Origin of the sequence: Sphaerochaeta associata, assembly GCF_022869165.1 — a bacterium.
GTDB classification, from domain to species: Bacteria; Spirochaetota; Spirochaetia; order Sphaerochaetales; family Sphaerochaetaceae; genus Sphaerochaeta; species Sphaerochaeta associata.
In genome coordinates this window covers 2454297-2470581 of sequence record NZ_CP094929.1, presented here as the reverse complement: position 1 = coordinate 2470581, position 16285 = coordinate 2454297, and the positions used below count along the sequence as shown (strand labels likewise).

General features: G+C 50.4%; 18 protein-coding genes. 6 read left to right on the top strand and 12 right to left on the bottom strand.

What is annotated here, in order from left to right; translation table 11 throughout:
• Nucleotides 1–62 precede the first annotated feature (62 nt).
• The gene (locus MUG09_RS11450) at nt 63–632 is read right to left on the bottom strand and encodes a hypothetical protein (protein WP_244771561.1); all 570 of its coding nucleotides are present in this window, start codon (nt 630–632) and stop codon (nt 63–65) included.
• 185 nt (nt 633–817) lie between these two features.
• On the opposite strand from MUG09_RS11450, the gene MUG09_RS11445 reads away from it, so the two are divergent.
• The gene (locus MUG09_RS11445; protein ID WP_244771560.1) at nt 818–1732 is read left to right on the top strand and encodes a VOC family protein; all 915 of its coding nucleotides are present in this window, start codon (nt 818–820) and stop codon (nt 1730–1732) included.
• 99 nt (nt 1733–1831) lie between these two features.
• Here the strand turns inward: MUG09_RS11445 and MUG09_RS11440 are convergent, their stop codons facing one another.
• The 9 genes from MUG09_RS11440 to MUG09_RS11400 form a co-directional block, all read right to left on the bottom strand.
• Entirely contained in the window at nt 1832–2968 is a 1137-nt protein-coding gene (locus tag MUG09_RS11440) for a GGDEF domain-containing protein (protein WP_244771559.1), read from the bottom strand.
• Between the two features lie 100 nt (nt 2969–3068).
• Nucleotides 3069–3539: a hypothetical protein gene (locus MUG09_RS11435; protein ID WP_244771558.1), complete on the bottom strand. Its 471-nt coding sequence runs from the start codon at nt 3537–3539 to the stop codon at nt 3069–3071.
• Between the two features lie 13 nt (nt 3540–3552).
• The gene (locus tag MUG09_RS11430) at nt 3553–4659 is read right to left on the bottom strand and encodes an NADH:ubiquinone reductase (Na(+)-transporting) subunit F (protein WP_244771557.1); all 1107 of its coding nucleotides are present in this window, start codon (nt 4657–4659) and stop codon (nt 3553–3555) included.
• A 10-nt stretch (nt 4660–4669) separates the two neighbouring features.
• On the bottom strand, nt 4670–5263 hold the full coding sequence (locus MUG09_RS11425) for an NADH:ubiquinone reductase (Na(+)-transporting) subunit E (protein ID WP_244771556.1): 594 nt from the start codon (nt 5261–5263) through the stop codon (nt 4670–4672).
• Nucleotides 5256–5867, bottom strand: a complete 612-nt coding sequence (locus tag MUG09_RS11420; protein WP_244771555.1) for an NADH:ubiquinone reductase (Na(+)-transporting) subunit D — start codon at nt 5865–5867, stop codon at nt 5256–5258. The genes MUG09_RS11425 and MUG09_RS11420 overlap by 8 nt, the downstream gene beginning before the upstream one ends.
• A 1-nt stretch (nt 5868) precedes the next feature.
• The gene (locus MUG09_RS11415; protein ID WP_244771554.1) at nt 5869–6462 is read right to left on the bottom strand and encodes an FMN-binding protein; all 594 of its coding nucleotides are present in this window, start codon (nt 6460–6462) and stop codon (nt 5869–5871) included.
• The gene (locus MUG09_RS11410; protein ID WP_244771553.1) at nt 6459–7433 is read right to left on the bottom strand and encodes an RnfABCDGE type electron transport complex subunit D; all 975 of its coding nucleotides are present in this window, start codon (nt 7431–7433) and stop codon (nt 6459–6461) included. The genes MUG09_RS11415 and MUG09_RS11410 overlap by 4 nt, the downstream gene beginning before the upstream one ends.
• Nucleotides 7434–7520: 87 nt before the next feature.
• Nucleotides 7521–8657, bottom strand: a complete 1137-nt coding sequence (locus MUG09_RS11405) for an N-acetyltransferase (RefSeq protein WP_244771552.1) — start codon at nt 8655–8657, stop codon at nt 7521–7523.
• 99 nt (nt 8658–8756) lie between these two features.
• On the bottom strand, nt 8757–9842 hold the full coding sequence (locus MUG09_RS11400) for an alpha/beta hydrolase (protein WP_244771551.1): 1086 nt from the start codon (nt 9840–9842) through the stop codon (nt 8757–8759).
• Nucleotides 9843–9972: 130 nt separating this feature from the next.
• Here MUG09_RS11400 and MUG09_RS11395 point away from each other — a divergent pair, with 130 nt between their 5' ends.
• The 3 genes from MUG09_RS11395 (at nt 9973) to MUG09_RS11385 (ending at nt 11932) form a co-directional block, all read left to right on the top strand.
• The gene (locus MUG09_RS11395) at nt 9973–10569 is read left to right on the top strand and encodes a helix-turn-helix domain-containing protein (protein ID WP_244771550.1); all 597 of its coding nucleotides are present in this window, start codon (nt 9973–9975) and stop codon (nt 10567–10569) included.
• A gap of 81 nt (nt 10570–10650) precedes the next feature.
• On the top strand, nt 10651–11463 hold the full coding sequence (locus tag MUG09_RS11390; RefSeq protein ID WP_244771549.1) for a phosphatase PAP2 family protein: 813 nt from the start codon (nt 10651–10653) through the stop codon (nt 11461–11463).
• A complete protein-coding gene (locus tag MUG09_RS11385) occupies nt 11378–11932 on the top strand; it encodes a phosphatase PAP2 family protein (RefSeq protein ID WP_244771548.1) in 555 nt (184 codons plus the stop codon). The genes MUG09_RS11390 and MUG09_RS11385 overlap by 86 nt, the downstream gene beginning before the upstream one ends.
• A gap of 14 nt (nt 11933–11946) precedes the next feature.
• On the opposite strand, the gene MUG09_RS11380 is transcribed toward MUG09_RS11385, so the two are convergent.
• Together MUG09_RS11380 and MUG09_RS11375 are read right to left on the bottom strand one after the other, a co-directional pair.
• The gene (locus tag MUG09_RS11380; RefSeq protein ID WP_244771547.1) at nt 11947–13149 is read right to left on the bottom strand and encodes a GGDEF domain-containing protein; all 1203 of its coding nucleotides are present in this window, start codon (nt 13147–13149) and stop codon (nt 11947–11949) included.
• 191 nt (nt 13150–13340) lie between these two features.
• Entirely contained in the window at nt 13341–14435 is a 1095-nt protein-coding gene (locus MUG09_RS11375) for a LacI family DNA-binding transcriptional regulator (RefSeq protein WP_244771546.1), read from the bottom strand.
• Between the two features lie 184 nt (nt 14436–14619).
• Between MUG09_RS11375 and MUG09_RS11370 the strand changes: the two genes are divergently transcribed.
• Nucleotides 14620–15399 carry a glycerophosphodiester phosphodiesterase gene (locus tag MUG09_RS11370; protein WP_323395300.1) on the top strand — a complete coding sequence of 260 codons (780 nt, stop codon included), beginning with the start codon at nt 14620–14622 and terminating at the stop codon, nt 15397–15399.
• A gap of 22 nt (nt 15400–15421) precedes the next feature.
• Nucleotides 15422–16270 (top strand): ABC transporter permease, encoded by an 849-nt coding sequence (locus MUG09_RS11365; protein WP_244771544.1) that lies wholly within the window; start codon nt 15422–15424, stop codon nt 16268–16270.
• Nucleotides 16271–16285 lie beyond the last annotated feature (15 nt).

The following is a 16285-nucleotide window of genomic DNA, read 5'->3' as shown; positions in this document are numbered from 1 at the left end:
TGTGTACTGTAGCAGATACTGATGAAGGAAGCTCGATGGAAAGTGGGTGAATTATGTCGAATTCAAGAAACTTTTGCATGGTTCATTGCTTGGCTTATGAGCGAAGGCTCCACCACGCCTTCGTACATCAAGTCGTTTTTCACCAAAGCACGCAGGTCGTCGGTTGTGATGAGCTGGGGAACTTTAGACGATGAAACCACCTCGCTTTTAATCAGAACCTCTGCAACGAATTGTGAACAGAAATAGTGGTCGCTCCGCTTGATGGGAATATTGAAAAGCACGCCGACGAGACCGAGCAGGCTGTAGCGGTACATCCCCTTGTTCCTTATGAACTCCTCGACAAGCCTTCTCGATGCCTCATATTGTTGCTGCGTTACAGCAATCCGATAGATTGCACAGCTGCAATCAGAGTGATTTTTGTACACCCCTTCGTTGAGATTCTCGATGGCGAATCCTCCGCTGACAGGATTGCACGGCCGTGTTCGCCCGAAGGTGTACATTCTTTCAAAGCTCTCATCGAAGCTGATTGAAGCATGGGGATATTGAATGCGGGAAAAGAGCGTGATCAAGGTGGAAAGCCAGGTTCCCGTCTTTGAACAGACCAGATATATCGTTCGATTGTGAGTATTCAAGGGGGCATCTCCTTTGCGATGCATACCTCTATGCAAATGACGTGCCATGTCGCTCAAAGCACCTGTCTGTTTCAAAAATCCTGCGATATTGGTTCAATTAGCCACTTGATGTAGGTATTCTGACCACCTGGAAGGTTGTGTAGCACTAAAAAATATCATAGTGTTTTACTATGTGAGGTGCACATATGATAGAACAACGAATTATCCCTCATCTATGGTTTAACGATCAGGCATTGGAAGCCGTACGGTTCTACACCCGGGTGTTTGAAGATTCTGCAATAATCCATGTCACCAAGCTCGAGGATACTCCCTCAGGTGATTGTGATCTGATTGTATTCGCACTTTCCGGTTTTCAATTCATGGCGATTAACGGCGGGCCGTACTTCAAGCCCAATCCGTCGATCTCTTTCTTTGTGAATTTCGATCCAAGCAGCGATCCCCATGCAAAAGAGCATCTGGACCGGCTTTGGGACAAGCTCAGCGAGGGAGGCACAATTCTCATGCAACTCGGGGAATATCCCTTCAGCAGTCACTACGGCTGGGTCCAGGATGCGTACGGGGTATCCTGGCAGCTCATTCTCACCAAGGATGAAGGAGAGCCAAGGCCGAAGATCATACCCAGCCTTATGTTTACAAACAAGGTGAATGGGAAGGCCGAGGAAGCCTGCCTTTTCTATCAAACGGTATTCAAGCAATCGCGGATGGGTGAAATCGCCCGTTACCCCGGCGGTATGGATCCGAATCTGGAGGGCAGTGCCATGTTCTTGGATTTCATGCTGGAAGGACAATGGTTTGCAGCGATGGATAGTGCTTATGAACATCCATTCTCATTCAATGAAGGCATTTCCCTGATGATAGAGTGCGAGAGCCAAGCTGAAGTCGATTACTACTGGCAAAATCTCAGTAGCGATGCAGAGTCCGAGCAGTGCGGCTGGTTGAAAGACCGGTACGGGCTTTCCTGGCAGGTTACTGCACGGAAAACCGATGAAATGTTGTTTGAAGGAACTCAACAGCAGCGAAATCGGATGAGCAAGGCATTGCTGCAGATGAAAAAGATTGATATCGCTGAATTGGAAAAAGCGTTTGTGAATCAGGAATAAAGACAGTTTTGAGCTTTTTATGCGGAACCCCTGCTCTTTTTTGGGACGCACATGCTTGTTTAGTGGTTCTTTCTCATTGCAAAGAGTGAGGCACAGAATCTAGCTTTGTATTTGTGCAACTTCCACTCGGTTTTTCCCAAGTTGCTTTGCCTGATACAAGGCGCTGTCAGCATCCTTGTAGGCAGTGCCGTAGGGGTCATCAATGCCACACTGCAGGGCGGCAATTCCAAAACTGGTGGTAACCTTGACTGATTGAAAACCAACGTCTGTATGCATCGCTTCGACTGCATGTTGCAGGTTCTCCACCAGTGTTCGTGCTTCATCGACTGTAGTGTGTGAGAGGAGGATGAGAAACTCATCACCTCCCCATCGTGCGAGTACATCAATGGGACGAATGTGTTTTGCGAAGGTTGTTGCAACCGCCTTCATGATTGTGTCTCCAAAGAGATGCCCATACGTATCGTTGATCTCCTTGAAACGATCGATGTCAACGAGAACAAGACAGGACGGGAACCTGTCCTGCTTCATCAGCTCAAGTTGCCTGCCGATGAGCTCCTCAAATTTTCGCCTGTTGTAGATACCGGTAAGTTGATCGAAAAAGGCCAACCGTTCAAGCTGGAGATTCTTTTGCTCGAGTTCTTTCTGTTGTTCTTCAATGGTTTGCTTGTGTTGTAAATCCGAATGCATGGACCTGTACAGCAGTATCGACAGAAAGAGTCCTATTCCTGCACTGGTAATCCCATTCACCCGGTTGGAGAGCAGAATGGCTGGCTTGGATTGTGTGATAGGCAGCGCAAAGTAATAAGCCAGATAGGAAAGACTGAATAAGAGAAGTGCCTGCCGGGGGTGCAGGAGAAATACGACGCCTACGACAAGACACCCGACGAGGTAGGGTGTGATGCTAGTTGTCACCAACTGGTCGATTGTTACGATGACAACCCCCATTGCCAACGTGGTCGCTGCCGCAATATAGGGGACGGGGCGATGCATGCCTGATTTAATCATGTTGCGATTGAATAAAAAAACGAGGAGACCGAGGATGGAGAATACTACCGCCAGTGTTGCATGACTTGCGATGATGCCGATGCGCCAGGTGTATTCGATGGGAGTGGAAGAGGGAAGTCCCCGGGTGAAGAAAAGTATATGAGCGATATTGACGGGAATAGAGATTGCCGCCATGGACAACACCCGCTTTGCATTCATTGATGACAGGATGGTGTTGATAGGATATTGCAAGCTCAGTCTCTCCTCATATACTAGAAGCATCGGACCTAGTTGGAAAGAAAAGCAGGCAGCCATCCACCTGCTTCTCTTCTTCGTTGGATTCTCTATGCGTCTATTGCTCTCCTTCACCCACCTCAAGCACTGTCACCAAATCCTCGGGTTCGAGTCTGAACGGGGAGCCTTTGCCTTCAAAGAAGCAATGGTCGGCAATGAAGTGGATATGCAGGTCGGTATAGACAACCGATCTGCCGGTTTTCTTGTTCACCACCGTGGTGTTGATCTTTCCATACATGCCCTTCCCTCCAAAGGGGGAGGGAAGCAGACCTCGCACCGAGTCGACCTTCACATCGAATGTGTCATCTACAGAAATGAACTCCCCGAGTCCTGTCAGTCCCAGATTCTTGAAGTATTCCATACGGTCGGCAATCGCCTTGCAGGTTGTGTTGAGCCTGTTGACGGTCATGCTGTCGCTTGCAATGATATCGACAAGGTTGCGTGTGTCATCACCGAGGAACCCATCCAAGGTGATAACGCCTTTTTTCATCTGCTGTTGGATTTTGTCGAATTCAGGCGTCTGTTTCATCGTTGGCTCCTTGTTATGAGAATTTATCGTAGAAAATGTTTTCCTCTGCGACGTTCAGCTCAGTGAGAACGGTCATGCAGGCGTTGATCATTCCCGGACTTCCGCACAGGTACGCCTCGCTGTTCGGCCCGTCCTTGACCATGCGCCTGACCACATCGGTGATAAGTCCGACCTCGCCTTCCCAGTTGTCTTCCGGCGCCGGCTCGCTCAAGGCGGGCACAAAGGTGAAATTGGGCAGACGTTGTTCAAGTTCACGCATCTCATCGAGCAGGAAAAGGTCGCGCTTGGAACGTGCGCCGAAGAAGTACATCGTCTTGCGGTCGATTCCCTTGTCCACCATATCGAGCAGGATGGACTTGATGGGAGCCATACCCGATCCGCCGGCAATGCAGATGATGTTGCGTTCTGAATTGCGAAGGTAGAAATCCCCATACGGACCATTGATCGTGACTTCATCGCCTTCCTTGAGGAATTTATGAACATACGTGGTGCAGATACCGTTTGGCACGAGACGAATCTCAAGCTCGACACGGGTGTTGTCATTCGGAGGCGAGGCGATGGAGTAGGCGCGGTATACGCTCTCATCGGAGTTTTCATACTCAGGCACCATGAACTGGATGTATTGGCCTGCCTTTGGTGTGATGGATTCTCCATCCTTAAGGCGAAGTGTAACTTCCTTGATGTCATGGGTGAGGTCGCGGATGCGCTCAACCTTTGTCTTGAACTCCTTGACCGAGAACAGCTCCTCGGGAATGACGATGGCGACATCAGACTTCACCTTGAACTGGCAGGATAGTCTTACCTGCTGCTTTTTCTCATCCTCGCTGATGAATGGAAGCTCGGTGGGAAGGTACTCTCCACCCCCTTGGACCACTCGAACCTTGCAGAGGCCGCAGGAACCTCGACCGCCGCAGGCCGAAGGGATGAACACCCCTTCCTGGTTCAATGCCTTGAGCAGCGGTTGGCCGCCCTTTACCTCCAGCTCTTTGGTCCCATCGTTGATGGAAATCTTTACGACCCCGTAATTGCCGATGGTGGCATCGGCTATGACCATCAACAGGGCGAGGAAGACCGAGATGAGACTGATGATGGCGATGCTGATCAGAAGTGTAGTCACCATGTGCTTCTCCTTATGATACGGCGATCATGCCGGAGAAACCCATGAAAGCCATGGCCATGAATCCAGCGATTATCAAGGTGATGCCAGGTCCTTCCAGAGCGGGAGGAACCTTGGCGTTCTTCAACTTCACCCGGATGCCTGCCATGGCGATGATGGCGACAAACCAGCCGATGCCGCTGCCCAGCCCGAACAGGAATGAGGTAAAGAACGAGTACTCTCGGATGACCATGAACAAGCTGACGCCCAGGATCGCGCAGTTGACGGTGATCAGAGGCAGAAATATTCCCAACGATTGGTAAAGCGGCTCGCTGTATCGTTCGATGGTCATCTCGGTGAGTTGCACGAAGGCGGCGATGACGATGATGAAAACGATGAAGCGCAGGTACTCAAGCCCGAAGGGCAGCAGCAGATACTCATATACAAGCCAGTTCAGCGGTGTGGTGGTGGCCATGACAAAAATGACGGCGATTCCCAACCCCACCGAGGTTTTCATCTCTTTGGATACCGATAGGAACGAACAGGTACCCAGATAGTTGGTCAACAGGATGTTGCCGGTGAAAATCGAGGCGAAGAATACGGCGAAAGGCAGTAGAGCGTCATGCATGTTCGGCCTCCTTCATGATCGTTTCGCGAATGATCCAGATCAGGATGGCAAGGACGAAGAATCCTCCCGGGGGCATGATCATAATCGCCCAGTTTGTCCACCAGTCACCTAGAATTTTAAAGCCCCAGAGGCTTCCGGTTCCAAGCAGCTCACGGACGAATGCGATGGCAAGCAGTACATACGCGTATCCAAGACCGGAAGAGAGGCCGTCGATGAGTGAAAGCATCGGCTTGTTCTGCAGTGCAAACGCCTCGACACGGCCCATGACGATGCAGTTGGTGATGATCAGGCCGACATAGGGTCCAAGCTGTTTCCACATCTCCGGGTAAAAAGCCTTGAGTACGATATCGACGATGATGACAAAGGTTGCGATGACCATGGTCTCGACCATCATACGGATTCTTGACGGTATGTGGTTGCGCATCAACGAGATGGTCCAGCTGGAGAGAGCGGTGGTGAACATAACCCCGAGGGTCATGACCAATGTGTTCTGCAACTTGTTTGTGACTGCGAGGGTGGAGCAAATGCCCAATATCTGGACGAACACGGGGTTGTTCTTCCCAAGTGGTTCCAAAAAGGTTTTACGTAGTTGGTTCTTTGCCATATCACTCTCCTCTGATGATGCGTTTGGCAGCATCTGCACCTTGGTTTGAAAGGTTTCTGAAATACTCCGAGGTGCGGGTCGCCCCGGTGATGGCATCCACTTCATTCACAGCGTTTGCAGTGCCCTCCTCAACCAATGTAAAGGGTGCCCGCTTACCCTTGAATTGGGCGGTGAACCACGGCTCCTCGATACGGGCTCCCAAGCCCGGAGTCTCGTTTTGGCTGACGATGGCAATTCCTGTATAGGTTTGCAGGTCCTCTTCGAATCCAGCCATGATGGAGATGGTACCCCAAAGGCCCGGTCCCTCAAGGGGGATGATGAAGCGCTTGCCGCCGGAGCCTTCGGTGGTATAATACCCGTTTGCTTCCTCAACGGATTTCAGGTACGCAGCTTCGATGCCTGCTGTAGTATTCTCATACTCAACTCCTGCTGCATCGAGGACTGCCTTTCGGGTGAAAGAGAGCTCGTTGGCCTCTGCACGGTCTTGCGTGGCTAGATGAATGCCTGCAGTCAGCAGGATGCAGAAAAAGGTGGTAAGGAACATGAACAGCAGCGGGTAGATGCGATCTTTATAGAATGTTTTCTGTATGCTCATGCAGCACCTCCTTGCGCGCCTTTCTGCTTCTTCTTTGCTTTTGCACTTTTAAGCAGGGTGTCAAGCAGGGGTGCGAACATGTTGGCGATGAGGATTGCGAAGGTCACCCCTTCAATCCAGGTGGAGAAGGTGCGGATCAACACGGTCAAGAGGCCGAAAAGGGCGCCGTAGATCCATCTGCCGGCATCAGTCGACTGGGAGGCGGATACAGGATCTGTAATCATGAAAAAAGCAGCAAGCAGGAAGCTGCCCGAAAAGAGGGCGACCAAGGGGGATGAGACTCCCACCAGTCCATGCTCGGTTGTAATCTGCAGTCCGCTTGCCCAGAAGATGGTCTGCAAAAGGGTGAACGAGAGCAGAGAAGCGACAACAATTTTCCAGTTGGCAGCCTTCTTGTAGATGATGTACAGGCCTCCGAGAAGGATCAACAAGGCACTGGTTTCACCGAAACTTCCACTGGTAAAGCCCAGGAACAGGTCGAGCAGCGGTTCGCCCTTGGTTACCAGCGGGGTGGCCGCTGAGACGCTGTCGGCCTTGCTGAGCCACGACCCCAGAGCTGCAGGAAAAAAGCCGAGAGAGGTGGCATCTTCAACGAATGCGGCGGTCATCGGGACTCCAAAGCTGATATAGACGAACGCCCTGGCGGTAATGGCTGGATTGAAAATATTCTTTCCGAAACCGCCGAATACCATTTTCCCGAAGATGATGCCGAAGGCGATGCCCATGGCTGCTATCCACAGGGGTATGGTTGGAGGCAGCGAGAGCGCAAACAACGTACAGGAGACGAACAGCGATTCGGTAACCTTGAATCCATACCGTTTGAACATGAGCCATTCACACAAGAGTCCTGTGGCGTTAACGACAGCAAGAGTGGCAATGAACCGCCAACCAAAAAAATACAGTGCGGCAAAGCAAAGCGGGGCGAGTCCATAGAGGACTGTACGCATGGCCTGTTGTTTCTGAATTTTCACCTTTCCTCTCCCTTTTCTTCAGTAGTATACGGCAAGATTCGGGAGAAGTAAAAAACAAACTCTCAGTAAATAGTGATTCCTAGCATCTCATTGCACGGATTCTTCGGTCAATGGACGGATATAACACCTTCGACGCTTGTGTTGCTCGGTGTGAAAGCTCTTCCACTGAGTCTGTACATTGTCGTTGTTCTCCAGCTCAGGACCCGTCTCCGCATAGAGAACCCCGTTTGCAATGGCGCGTTTGATGCCTTCGTGCATGATGATCGCATTGACACCCCTTCCGAAATACTCCGGCTTGACGGCAATGAGGTACATATCCAGCACCTCGTGAGTTTTGAGGGCCTTGAGGATGTGCAGGAATCCCAAGGGGAAAATCCTTCCGCGGGAAGCGCGCAGAGGTTTTGACAGCGATGGCACCATGATGCCGAAACCTATGACCGACTGCAGTGCGTCGACGACAACGAAAATATAGTCCAGACTCACCAGACTGAAGAACTGCTTGATGGCCATATCGATCTGTCCGTCGCTGAGCGGGCAGAACCCGTAGAGCTTTGCAAAAGACTCATTGTACATATGGAACATCTGGTGGGCGTAGGGGATGACCTCCTTCTTCTTGGAGAAGGAGAGCAGCCGATACCCGTGCCGTTTCTGTGCAATTTTACAAATCCTTTCAATGCGGGGATCGGGTTTTTTGGGAACGAACACCTTGTACTCCACCCAATCGATGTCCTTGGCAAATCCCAGTTGCGTCAGGTGGTCATGGTAATAGGGGTGGTTGTACAAGGTGATGAACATCCCCATTTGGTCGAAGCCGTCAACCAACAAGCCCTGCTTGTCCAAATCGGAAAAGCCGATGGGGCCGATGATGGTATCCATTCCCTTCTCTCTGCCCCAGGCAAAGACCGCCGCAAAGAGAAGGCGGCTGACCTCGATGTCGTCGATGACGTCGTAACGGGTGAACCGCATGTATGCCTGTTCCTTGGCCTTGTTGAGCTTGTGGTTGATCAGGGCGGCGACCCGCCCGACAACCTTTCCATCCTGTTTGGCAAGAAATGCAATGGTCTCACAATATTCGAATGCAGGATTCTTTCTAGGGTTGAAGTTCCACCGTTCATCGAGCAGCAAGGTTGGTACATAGCAGGGGTTGTCCCTATACAATGTATTGGGAAATTCAAAGAATAAATTCCAATCATGTTTTGAGGATATCGGTTGAACGGATATCATGGGCACCTCCAACGTGTGGCTTTTGCCATTGTATCGCATTTGATTTGCGATGCAACTGCGAGTTGCCTGTTTTTCATACATTCACAAAGAAAATGTATGCTATGGGTATGGTTGCACCACTGCAGAATCGAGGAAGGCGTCTATTTCCTGCATCAGACTCGGCTGTAGGGCATGAATCCTGAAACGATCGATTGAAGCATAATAACGCTGCTTCACCTCATAGGGAATCTGGGTTTCGTAGGCGTCATAGAGCGCTCGATACTCCTTATTCACCTGCTCCACGTACGTAACAGCCTCATCGGTGCGAAAGAGATTGTTGTGGCCGTTGCGCCCTTCACGGGTTGCCGTGATGTACCTGACGTATGGATTGGATATCTCGTCCTTGAAAGCGATGATGGCACTGCCATCGTAGGGAACCAACTCATCCTCGATGCCATGGATGATGAGCACCGGTATGTTCGCGGTGTTGATGGCCGACACTGCATCAAAGGAAGCCGCCTTGCCGAACAGCATGCGCTGATAGAACCAGAGAAAGGGGTATTGGATGTATGCCGAATTTCCCATCATCTGTTTTGCTTGTTCAATAATGATGTCCATCGCCGAGTTGGCCCCGGAGACACTGACAATCGCCTTGATGTCGTGATCATACGAAAGTACGGCAGCAACGGCATAGCCGCCCCAGCTGTGGCCGAAGAGCAATCGGGGCAGCGAAGCGAGGCTTGGTTGGCTTTCAAGATAAGCGAGGGCGGCATGCAGGTCCAAGATCGATTGGGGAAAGCCCCTTGTGCTCGAGCCTTCGCTGTCATAGCTGCCGGTGCAGTCGTAGGCGAATACCAAAAAACCTGAATCGACAAAGTGCCTGATCTGGCTCAGGGAGCTGTCCGCTCCTCCTCCAAGCCCGTGGGCTACAACCATTAAGGCACGAGCGCTCCGATCTCCATAGAAATAGCCTTGCAATGTGTTCTTCCCTGATGTGAAGTGTACAATCGAACGAGGATAGTCGCGCTCAATGTCGATATACCGCAGGTTGGCATGAATTGTCTCATCAGGACGGTCGTGGCGGCGGAATTGTGCATCGTAGACAAGTTTCGTCGTAACAAGGGAGACGAGGATGAAAATAAGCACTACCAAGCCCAATACAATGAGCCAGCGTTTTCTTCCCACACGTTTGTTTTTATTTCTCATCGATATTGCAAACCTCTTCTTCCTACACTACGGTGAACACACCTACAATGCAAGGGAGTATTACTCATTCGCCTAAGCATTCTTTGTATGGTATAGTGACATACAACCATAATGAAAAGGACCGGATAGCATGCAGTTTCATGAAAAACTTAAAGCATGTCGAATTTCTTTAGGCCTCACCCAAGAGCAGCTGGCTGAGAGAGTGTATGTTTCCAGGGTAACGGTGAGCAAATGGGAGACGGGACGGGGTCTTCCGAACCTCGGCTCACTGCAGCAGTTGGCTGCCTTGTTCTCTCTTTCGGTGGATGAGCTGCTCAGCACAAACGAGCTGGTCTTTCTTGCCCGCTCGGAAGTTGAGCAAGCTGCAGGGCGAAGCAGGATTTTGTTGTTCGGAATCCTCGACTTTTTAGCAGTCCTGTTGTTGTTCCTGCCCCTTTTTGCCAATGGAGACGGCGGTTCGGTTGCTTTGTTTTCCTTCTCACCGACTGCCTCGTTTCTGCAGCCCTTGCTTATAACGATGGTTGGGTTGCTTTCCTTGTTCGGTGTCTTTGAGCTCGCTGTACAGTCGCATCTTGGTCCTCAATGGTGCATAAGAGTTCGGACTCTCTCCTTCGTTTTGGGTTTGGTGTTGTTGCTTGTACTTGTCAGCAGTCGTCAGCCGTATCCCGCAACCTTCCTGCTCTGTTTGGTGTTTTCCAAGGTTTTTATGCTCATCAAACGTCAATGATACGCAAAGTATCGTCGCTGTAAAGCCCTGTTTGTGGTACCTCGAGCGCTGTTCTGCACAATGGACAGCGGAGGTGCGAACATGAAACGAGACGTACAGCGAGCATTTGTTCTTTTGGTGTTGTTTTTCCTTCTGGTTTTTCTGCTGGTAGGGGTGGATGTGCAGCCGATCGGTCCACAAGGGTCATCAGTGGGGCTGGCTACATTCAACGGCCTGCTGCATCAGTTCATCGGAACCCATCTTGCCTGGTATGTCATTACCGACTGGCTTGGTGTTGCCGCTTTGCTTACCGCCTTCGGTTTTGCTGCAGCGGGGTTGCTGCAGCTGATCAAAGGGCACGTCGATGTCTCATTCCTGATACTGGGCGCCTTCTATCTTTTGGTCATTGTGTTATACCTGTTGTTTGAAACAGTCGTGATCAACTACCGTCCCCTATTGCTCACAAAGCAATTGGAGGCATCCTTCCCGTCGAGCCATACCATGATTGTGCTGTGTATCATGGGCTCTGCCTCAATTGAATACCAACACTTCGTATCAAGCAAGCGCCTTAGAATCGTTTTGCAAGGTTTATCCATCCTGGTCATGCTCATTACCGTGCTGGGTAGGCTCTACAGCGGGGTTCATTGTTTACTGATGTGCTTGGAGGCGTTCTCTTGGGCTCCGCCCTTGTATTTTTGTTCAGAGCCGCGGTTGCAAAGCGGGGCAGGGTATGAGAAAAGCCACAGCTCTTTTGGGACTCTTCTTGGTATGCACTGCAATGGTCCAGGCAACTCCATCGACGAAGGTGAATGCCTTCGATCGATCGGTCATGCTTCCATACTCGGAATCGCTGGATACCGCAGGAACCCTGTTTGTAGCTGCATCAGTCCTGGCCCCTGCATTGTTGCTTGCTGAGCCGGCAAGCGAATATGTGACCATCGGTGTCATGTATGCACAGGCGATGTTGGCCGCCTACGGTTTGAAGGAGCTTGGGAAGCTATGCATACCCAGAGCCCGGCCTTTCCTGTATTTCGATGACTATCCCCTACGCGAGGTGACCGAAGGTGATGCCTATGATTCATTCCCTTCAGGCCATGTTACCATGGCCTTCGCCGGTGCTGCTTTTGCCTCTTCGGTCTTTGCCTCCTACCACCCTGACTCGGTGTGGAAGGTCCCGGTGGCCGTGGTTTCCTACACGCTTGCCACGGCGACGGCTCTGCTCAGGGTTGCAAGCGGCAGTCACTTCATGACCGATGTTCTTGCAGGGGCCTTGATCGGGACTGCAGTGGGTCTTGGAATTCCCCTCCTGCATGCAAGGATAGGGAAGCAGGACCTTGAAGCCTCGTTTTCTCCGTATTCACTGGCGTTCGGAATTTCATGGTAATTAGTTTGGCTGTTTCACTTTACTGCCGATATTTTAATACCACCCTTGCCGGTTCGTTTGACCTCATACATCGCAGCATCGGCAGCTCGCAGCAGGGTTTCGCTGTCCGAGCCGGCATCGGGATGGATGGCAACACCAATGGAGGCATTTACCGAGCACGGGAATGTGTCGATGTCGATGGTTTCCTGGAGCACTGCATGTACTCTCCTGGCAAATTGCTCTACCTTGGATTGGCCTTCAAAGTCGGATGTGATTACTGCAAATTCATCGCCCCCGAGTCGGGCGACAAAATCTGTTTCACGAATGCAGTGAGACAATCGATTTCCCACCTCCATCAGGACCTTGTCCCCGTGTTGGTGACCAAAGGTATCATTGATGGACTTGAAGCCATCCAAATCGATATAGAGGACTGCAAACGTTTGCGAGCCTTGACTGTGCTTGACGATGTGCTCCAATCGCTCAAAGAAGAATCTTCGGTTGGGAAGTCCTGTCAGCATGTCATAGTTTGCATGTTTTTCCATCTGCAGGGCAGCTTCGTACAGCCGTCCTGTCTCTTTCTGGATTTTCATGTTTTCAATTTCCAGAGCATGCATGGTCAAGAACTTTTTCATGGAGTAGAAAACGGTTCCGTACGCAACAATAGACAGACCGACCAATAGCAGCAGCGGCCATTTGTTGGTTGCGAGCGTGTCCTTGATATTGGTTGTGACAGAGAAGTAATAGGAAAGGTTCAGAAAAATGCAGATGACCAAGGCGGAGAAAATCGGCCAGTTGTCGACGATTGATTGGTACATGGGTTGTAAAAATCTCTGAAACAGGAGAATTACAAGGAGGTAGAGCACCAGTCGAAGCAGGGTGTTGGCATACTGGGGCTGGGGGAAAAGTCTTCCCAAAATGAAGCTGAGGAAAATGATCATCATCGCGATGTTGATGCTGGTAAGAAAGGTAAAGCTCCACTGCATGAGGCTCTGCCTTGTCAGTGGTTTCATGGCGAGCCCGATTACAATGAACAAGAGCAGGGTGAAGCGTGAGAGAGACGTCAGGTCTCCATAGAGATAGAACCAGAGCGTACTGGTCATATTGATTGCAAACACAAAGATGGCAACGAGAATGGTAGTCTTTTGCCCGAATCTGCTCTTTGTCAGCGTAAAGAGAAGCACGACATACATCACAGAAGAAACACTGCCTCGCAGAAGGTTGCTGATCAGCTCATCCATAGTAGGCTATCCTTCTCCGGGAGGGCAGGTAATAGAGGGTATACGCATCACCGAACGCACATTTTGACATTGGCAGTCCTTGTTGCAACAGGCTTTTGGGTGATCAATACAAGGAAAGTGTACTCAATGGACGGTACGGGTGCAAGCAATTACGAATTCTTGTGCTCTTGTGATCAGTAATGTCCCATGAATCAGGAGCTTTTCCGGACAATGAGATTGTTCTTGATATAGATGATTTTCGTTTCCTGCTCGGGGTTCTCGATGAGCTTCTCAAGTTCTTGTATCGCTGTTCGTCCGATTTCCTTTCGGTTGACCCGAACAGTCGTCAGGGCCGGCCTCACGGCGGTCGAACTGATGATGTCATCGTAGCCGACGACGGCGACATCCTCGGGTACGCGAAGACCTGCGTCCTGCAGCGCATGGATGGCTCCGATGGCAAGAGAATCCGAAACAGCAAAGATTGCCGATGGCAGGTCACCTGTTGCAATCAACTGTTTTACCGCCTCATACCCTGCCGCCGATTTGACCCCGACGACCACCATGGGAGATCCTATTCGGGGGATGTCGTCATACCCATACTTTTTCAGGTAGTAATCACTGCTGAGCGAGAAACCTCCTTCAAGGTCGAAAAGGGGGAGCTTGTCGTTGGAATATACTGGCAGGCCTGCATCCCTGTGTGCATCAATATATGCAAAGTATCGGAGAAGATAACTGGTGTGACTCAGGCGGTCGGTAAGGAATCCTATTCGAAAATGGCCCTTGTCTTTCATGAGATGCTGCATCAATTGATATGCCCCACCGTAGTTGTCATCCATGATAAACGTGTTGTTCTCTGTATTGAGGACATCGTTGATGAGCACCTGGGGTATACCGCGTTTTTTAAACTCTTGCACTGCCTTGGCCGGTGCGAAGGAAGATAGAACGACTCCTTCTATGCAATCCTGCATGAAAGGTTCCTCAAACACATAATCACTTCCTTTATTGGCGGCGAGGATGATGTGGTAATTGTCTTTTCTTGCCTGTTCGAGCGCGCCATCGAGTACCGGTCCGAAGAAGGGGTGGCCGAAGGAAGGATGATCCTTGTTCAAGAGACAGAAACCGATGATTCCTGACTTTTTCCTGGCAAATGCACTGGCCAATGTGTTGGGCTTGTAGTTGTGTGCTTTTGCGATCTCTCGGATTAATGCCTTGGTTTCTTCTTTGACGAGGGGGGAGTCGGCAAGTGCGCGTGAAGCGGTTGTCTTGGAGACTTTTGCAAGGGCTGCGATGTCGTCCAACTTCATCATCTTTTCACCTCACTTTACAAATCTTTTTGTTGACAACCCACGAAAACAGTGTTGTTATCATTAAGTATATAGCTACGTTATGCACAAATGCAACCGGTTTCATTTAGACAAATTGTTGTATGTGCACAAATGAAACCGGTTGCATTACTAAAAAAGTGCTGATAAAGAGAGGCTTGTGACAAGAATGACCGTACCCATGGTAACCGCACATTCGGGGTGTGAAGGAACACAAAGAGATTCAATGGAATCTGTACGGAGGGCCATCGAACTCGGCGCCGATGCAGTGGAAGTGGATGTTCGGATGGACCCTGCCGGGGTGCTTCGAATATCCCATGACAAGAGGCTTTCGGTATCGGAGTATGCTGCTCACCAATCGCTTGAGAGTGTTTTTGCACTGCTTGGTCCGACATCACTTTCGATCAACTGTGATGTCAAGGAGCGTGAGCATCTGTATGAGTTGCTCGGCCTTGCCAAGCGGTATGGCTTTGACAAGAGCCGTCTTATTCTTTCGGGTTCCGTTTCCCCCGAACAAGTATCCTATGACCCCGGTATTGCAGACCGGGCGACCTTGTTTATGAACATCGAGGAACTTTTCAAGTATCTGTACTTGCATAAAGGACCTTTCTCGATGGGAGACTTCAGCAGATTAATGACAGACCCATGGGCTTTCACCCGCACCTACATGAAGCATTTTGAGGATCATGTGCCATCTGTCGTCGAGCTCGCTCTTCATCTCGGGATCAAGGTGATTAACTTCCCGTATCACAATTTGGGCAAGGAGCACTTCACAGCACTCCAGGCTGCGGGTCTCTCCGTTTCCGTTTGGACCGTCGATGACCGTGATGCATTGGACCGAATGCTTTCTTTTTCTGTGTCCAATCTTGAAAACGTTACCACTCGTCAAGTAACCATGGTGCAGAGCCTGCTTCAAACCCATCAGACTGTACTTTCTCAACCGTCTTAGCATAGTGCAAAGGAGAACTTGGATGTCTTCACTATCCTTTTTGAGCCCCCGACACATTTCCAACACCCTGGGTAGAAAGAAATTCTGGGAAGTAATTCTCTTGTTTTCATTTTTGCTGGTGTTTTACGGCCCCTTGCTATACACCCTGGTTCTTGCTTTCGCAGGGCAATACACGTATCCCGATGTGCTTCCAAGGACTTGGAGCCTTCAGTGGTGGCAGTATGTCCTCAAGCAACCGGCCTTGGTGAAATCCATGCTTTACTCGTTCCAATTTGCCATCTGTTCGGTGATTCTGTCTCTTTTGGTATGTCTGCCTGCCGCCTATGTACTGGCTCGGTACAAATTCACCGGTAGAAGATTGATCATGTTTACGTTCCTGATAGGCAATGCATTTCCCAAGATCGGCATGTATACGTCGATGGGCATCATCTATTACAAGGTGGGGCTGATGGGCTCGTTCATGGGTGTTTTGCTCATCCATATGCTTGGAAGCATGATGCAAATGATTTGGCTGCCTGCCGGAGCCTTCCGCAGCGTACCTGTGCAACAGGAGGAGGCTGCCAGGGATGTCGGTGCCGGGCCGCTTCGGACATTCTTTTATGTAACCCTGCCGATGGCCTGGCCCGGGATTGCCGTTGCCTGCATGTTTGCCTTCATCGGCTCGCTGGGTGAGAGCGTTGGAACACTGATGGTAGGACTGCCCACCTATCGAACCATGATGGTTGAAATGTATGGAGTCATTCTTGATTATCCGGCAACCGCCGGGGCGGTATTCTCCATGTTGTTGATCCTGCCGAACCTGCTCTTGATTCTTGTCATGAGAAAGTATATCGGGGCGGAGACCATGTCAAAAGGCTACAAGATGGGTTGAAAACCCGAAGGAGGT

Coding starts and splice junctions, on each gene's coding strand:
- MUG09_RS11445 (WP_244771560.1), top strand. CDS start 818: ATGATAGAACAACGAATTATCCCTCATCTATGGTTTAACGATCAGGCA.
- MUG09_RS11435 (WP_244771558.1), bottom strand. CDS start 3,539: ATGAAACAGACGCCTGAATTCGACAAAATCCAACAGCAGATGAAAAAA.
- MUG09_RS11430 (WP_244771557.1), bottom strand. CDS start 4,659: ATGGTGACTACACTTCTGATCAGCATCGCCATCATCAGTCTCATCTCG.
- MUG09_RS11425 (WP_244771556.1), bottom strand. CDS start 5,263: ATGCATGACGCTCTACTGCCTTTCGCCGTATTCTTCGCCTCGATTTTC.
- MUG09_RS11420 (WP_244771555.1), bottom strand. CDS start 5,867: ATGGCAAAGAACCAACTACGTAAAACCTTTTTGGAACCACTTGGGAAG.
- MUG09_RS11415 (WP_244771554.1), bottom strand. CDS start 6,462: ATGAGCATACAGAAAACATTCTATAAAGATCGCATCTACCCGCTGCTG.
- MUG09_RS11405 (WP_244771552.1), bottom strand. CDS start 8,657: ATGATATCCGTTCAACCGATATCCTCAAAACATGATTGGAATTTATTC.
- MUG09_RS11400 (WP_244771551.1), bottom strand. CDS start 9,842: ATGAGAAATAAAAACAAACGTGTGGGAAGAAAACGCTGGCTCATTGTA.
- MUG09_RS11395 (WP_244771550.1), top strand. CDS start 9,973: ATGCAGTTTCATGAAAAACTTAAAGCATGTCGAATTTCTTTAGGCCTC.
- MUG09_RS11390 (WP_244771549.1), top strand. CDS start 10,651: ATGAAACGAGACGTACAGCGAGCATTTGTTCTTTTGGTGTTGTTTTTC.
- MUG09_RS11385 (WP_244771548.1), top strand. CDS start 11,378: ATGCTTCCATACTCGGAATCGCTGGATACCGCAGGAACCCTGTTTGTA.
- MUG09_RS11380 (WP_244771547.1), bottom strand. CDS start 13,149: ATGGATGAGCTGATCAGCAACCTTCTGCGAGGCAGTGTTTCTTCTGTG.
- MUG09_RS11375 (WP_244771546.1), bottom strand. CDS start 14,435: ATGATGAAGTTGGACGACATCGCAGCCCTTGCAAAAGTCTCCAAGACA.
- MUG09_RS11370 (WP_323395300.1), top strand. CDS start 14,620: ATGACCGTACCCATGGTAACCGCACATTCGGGGTGTGAAGGAACACAA.
- MUG09_RS11365 (WP_244771544.1), top strand. CDS start 15,422: ATGTCTTCACTATCCTTTTTGAGCCCCCGACACATTTCCAACACCCTG.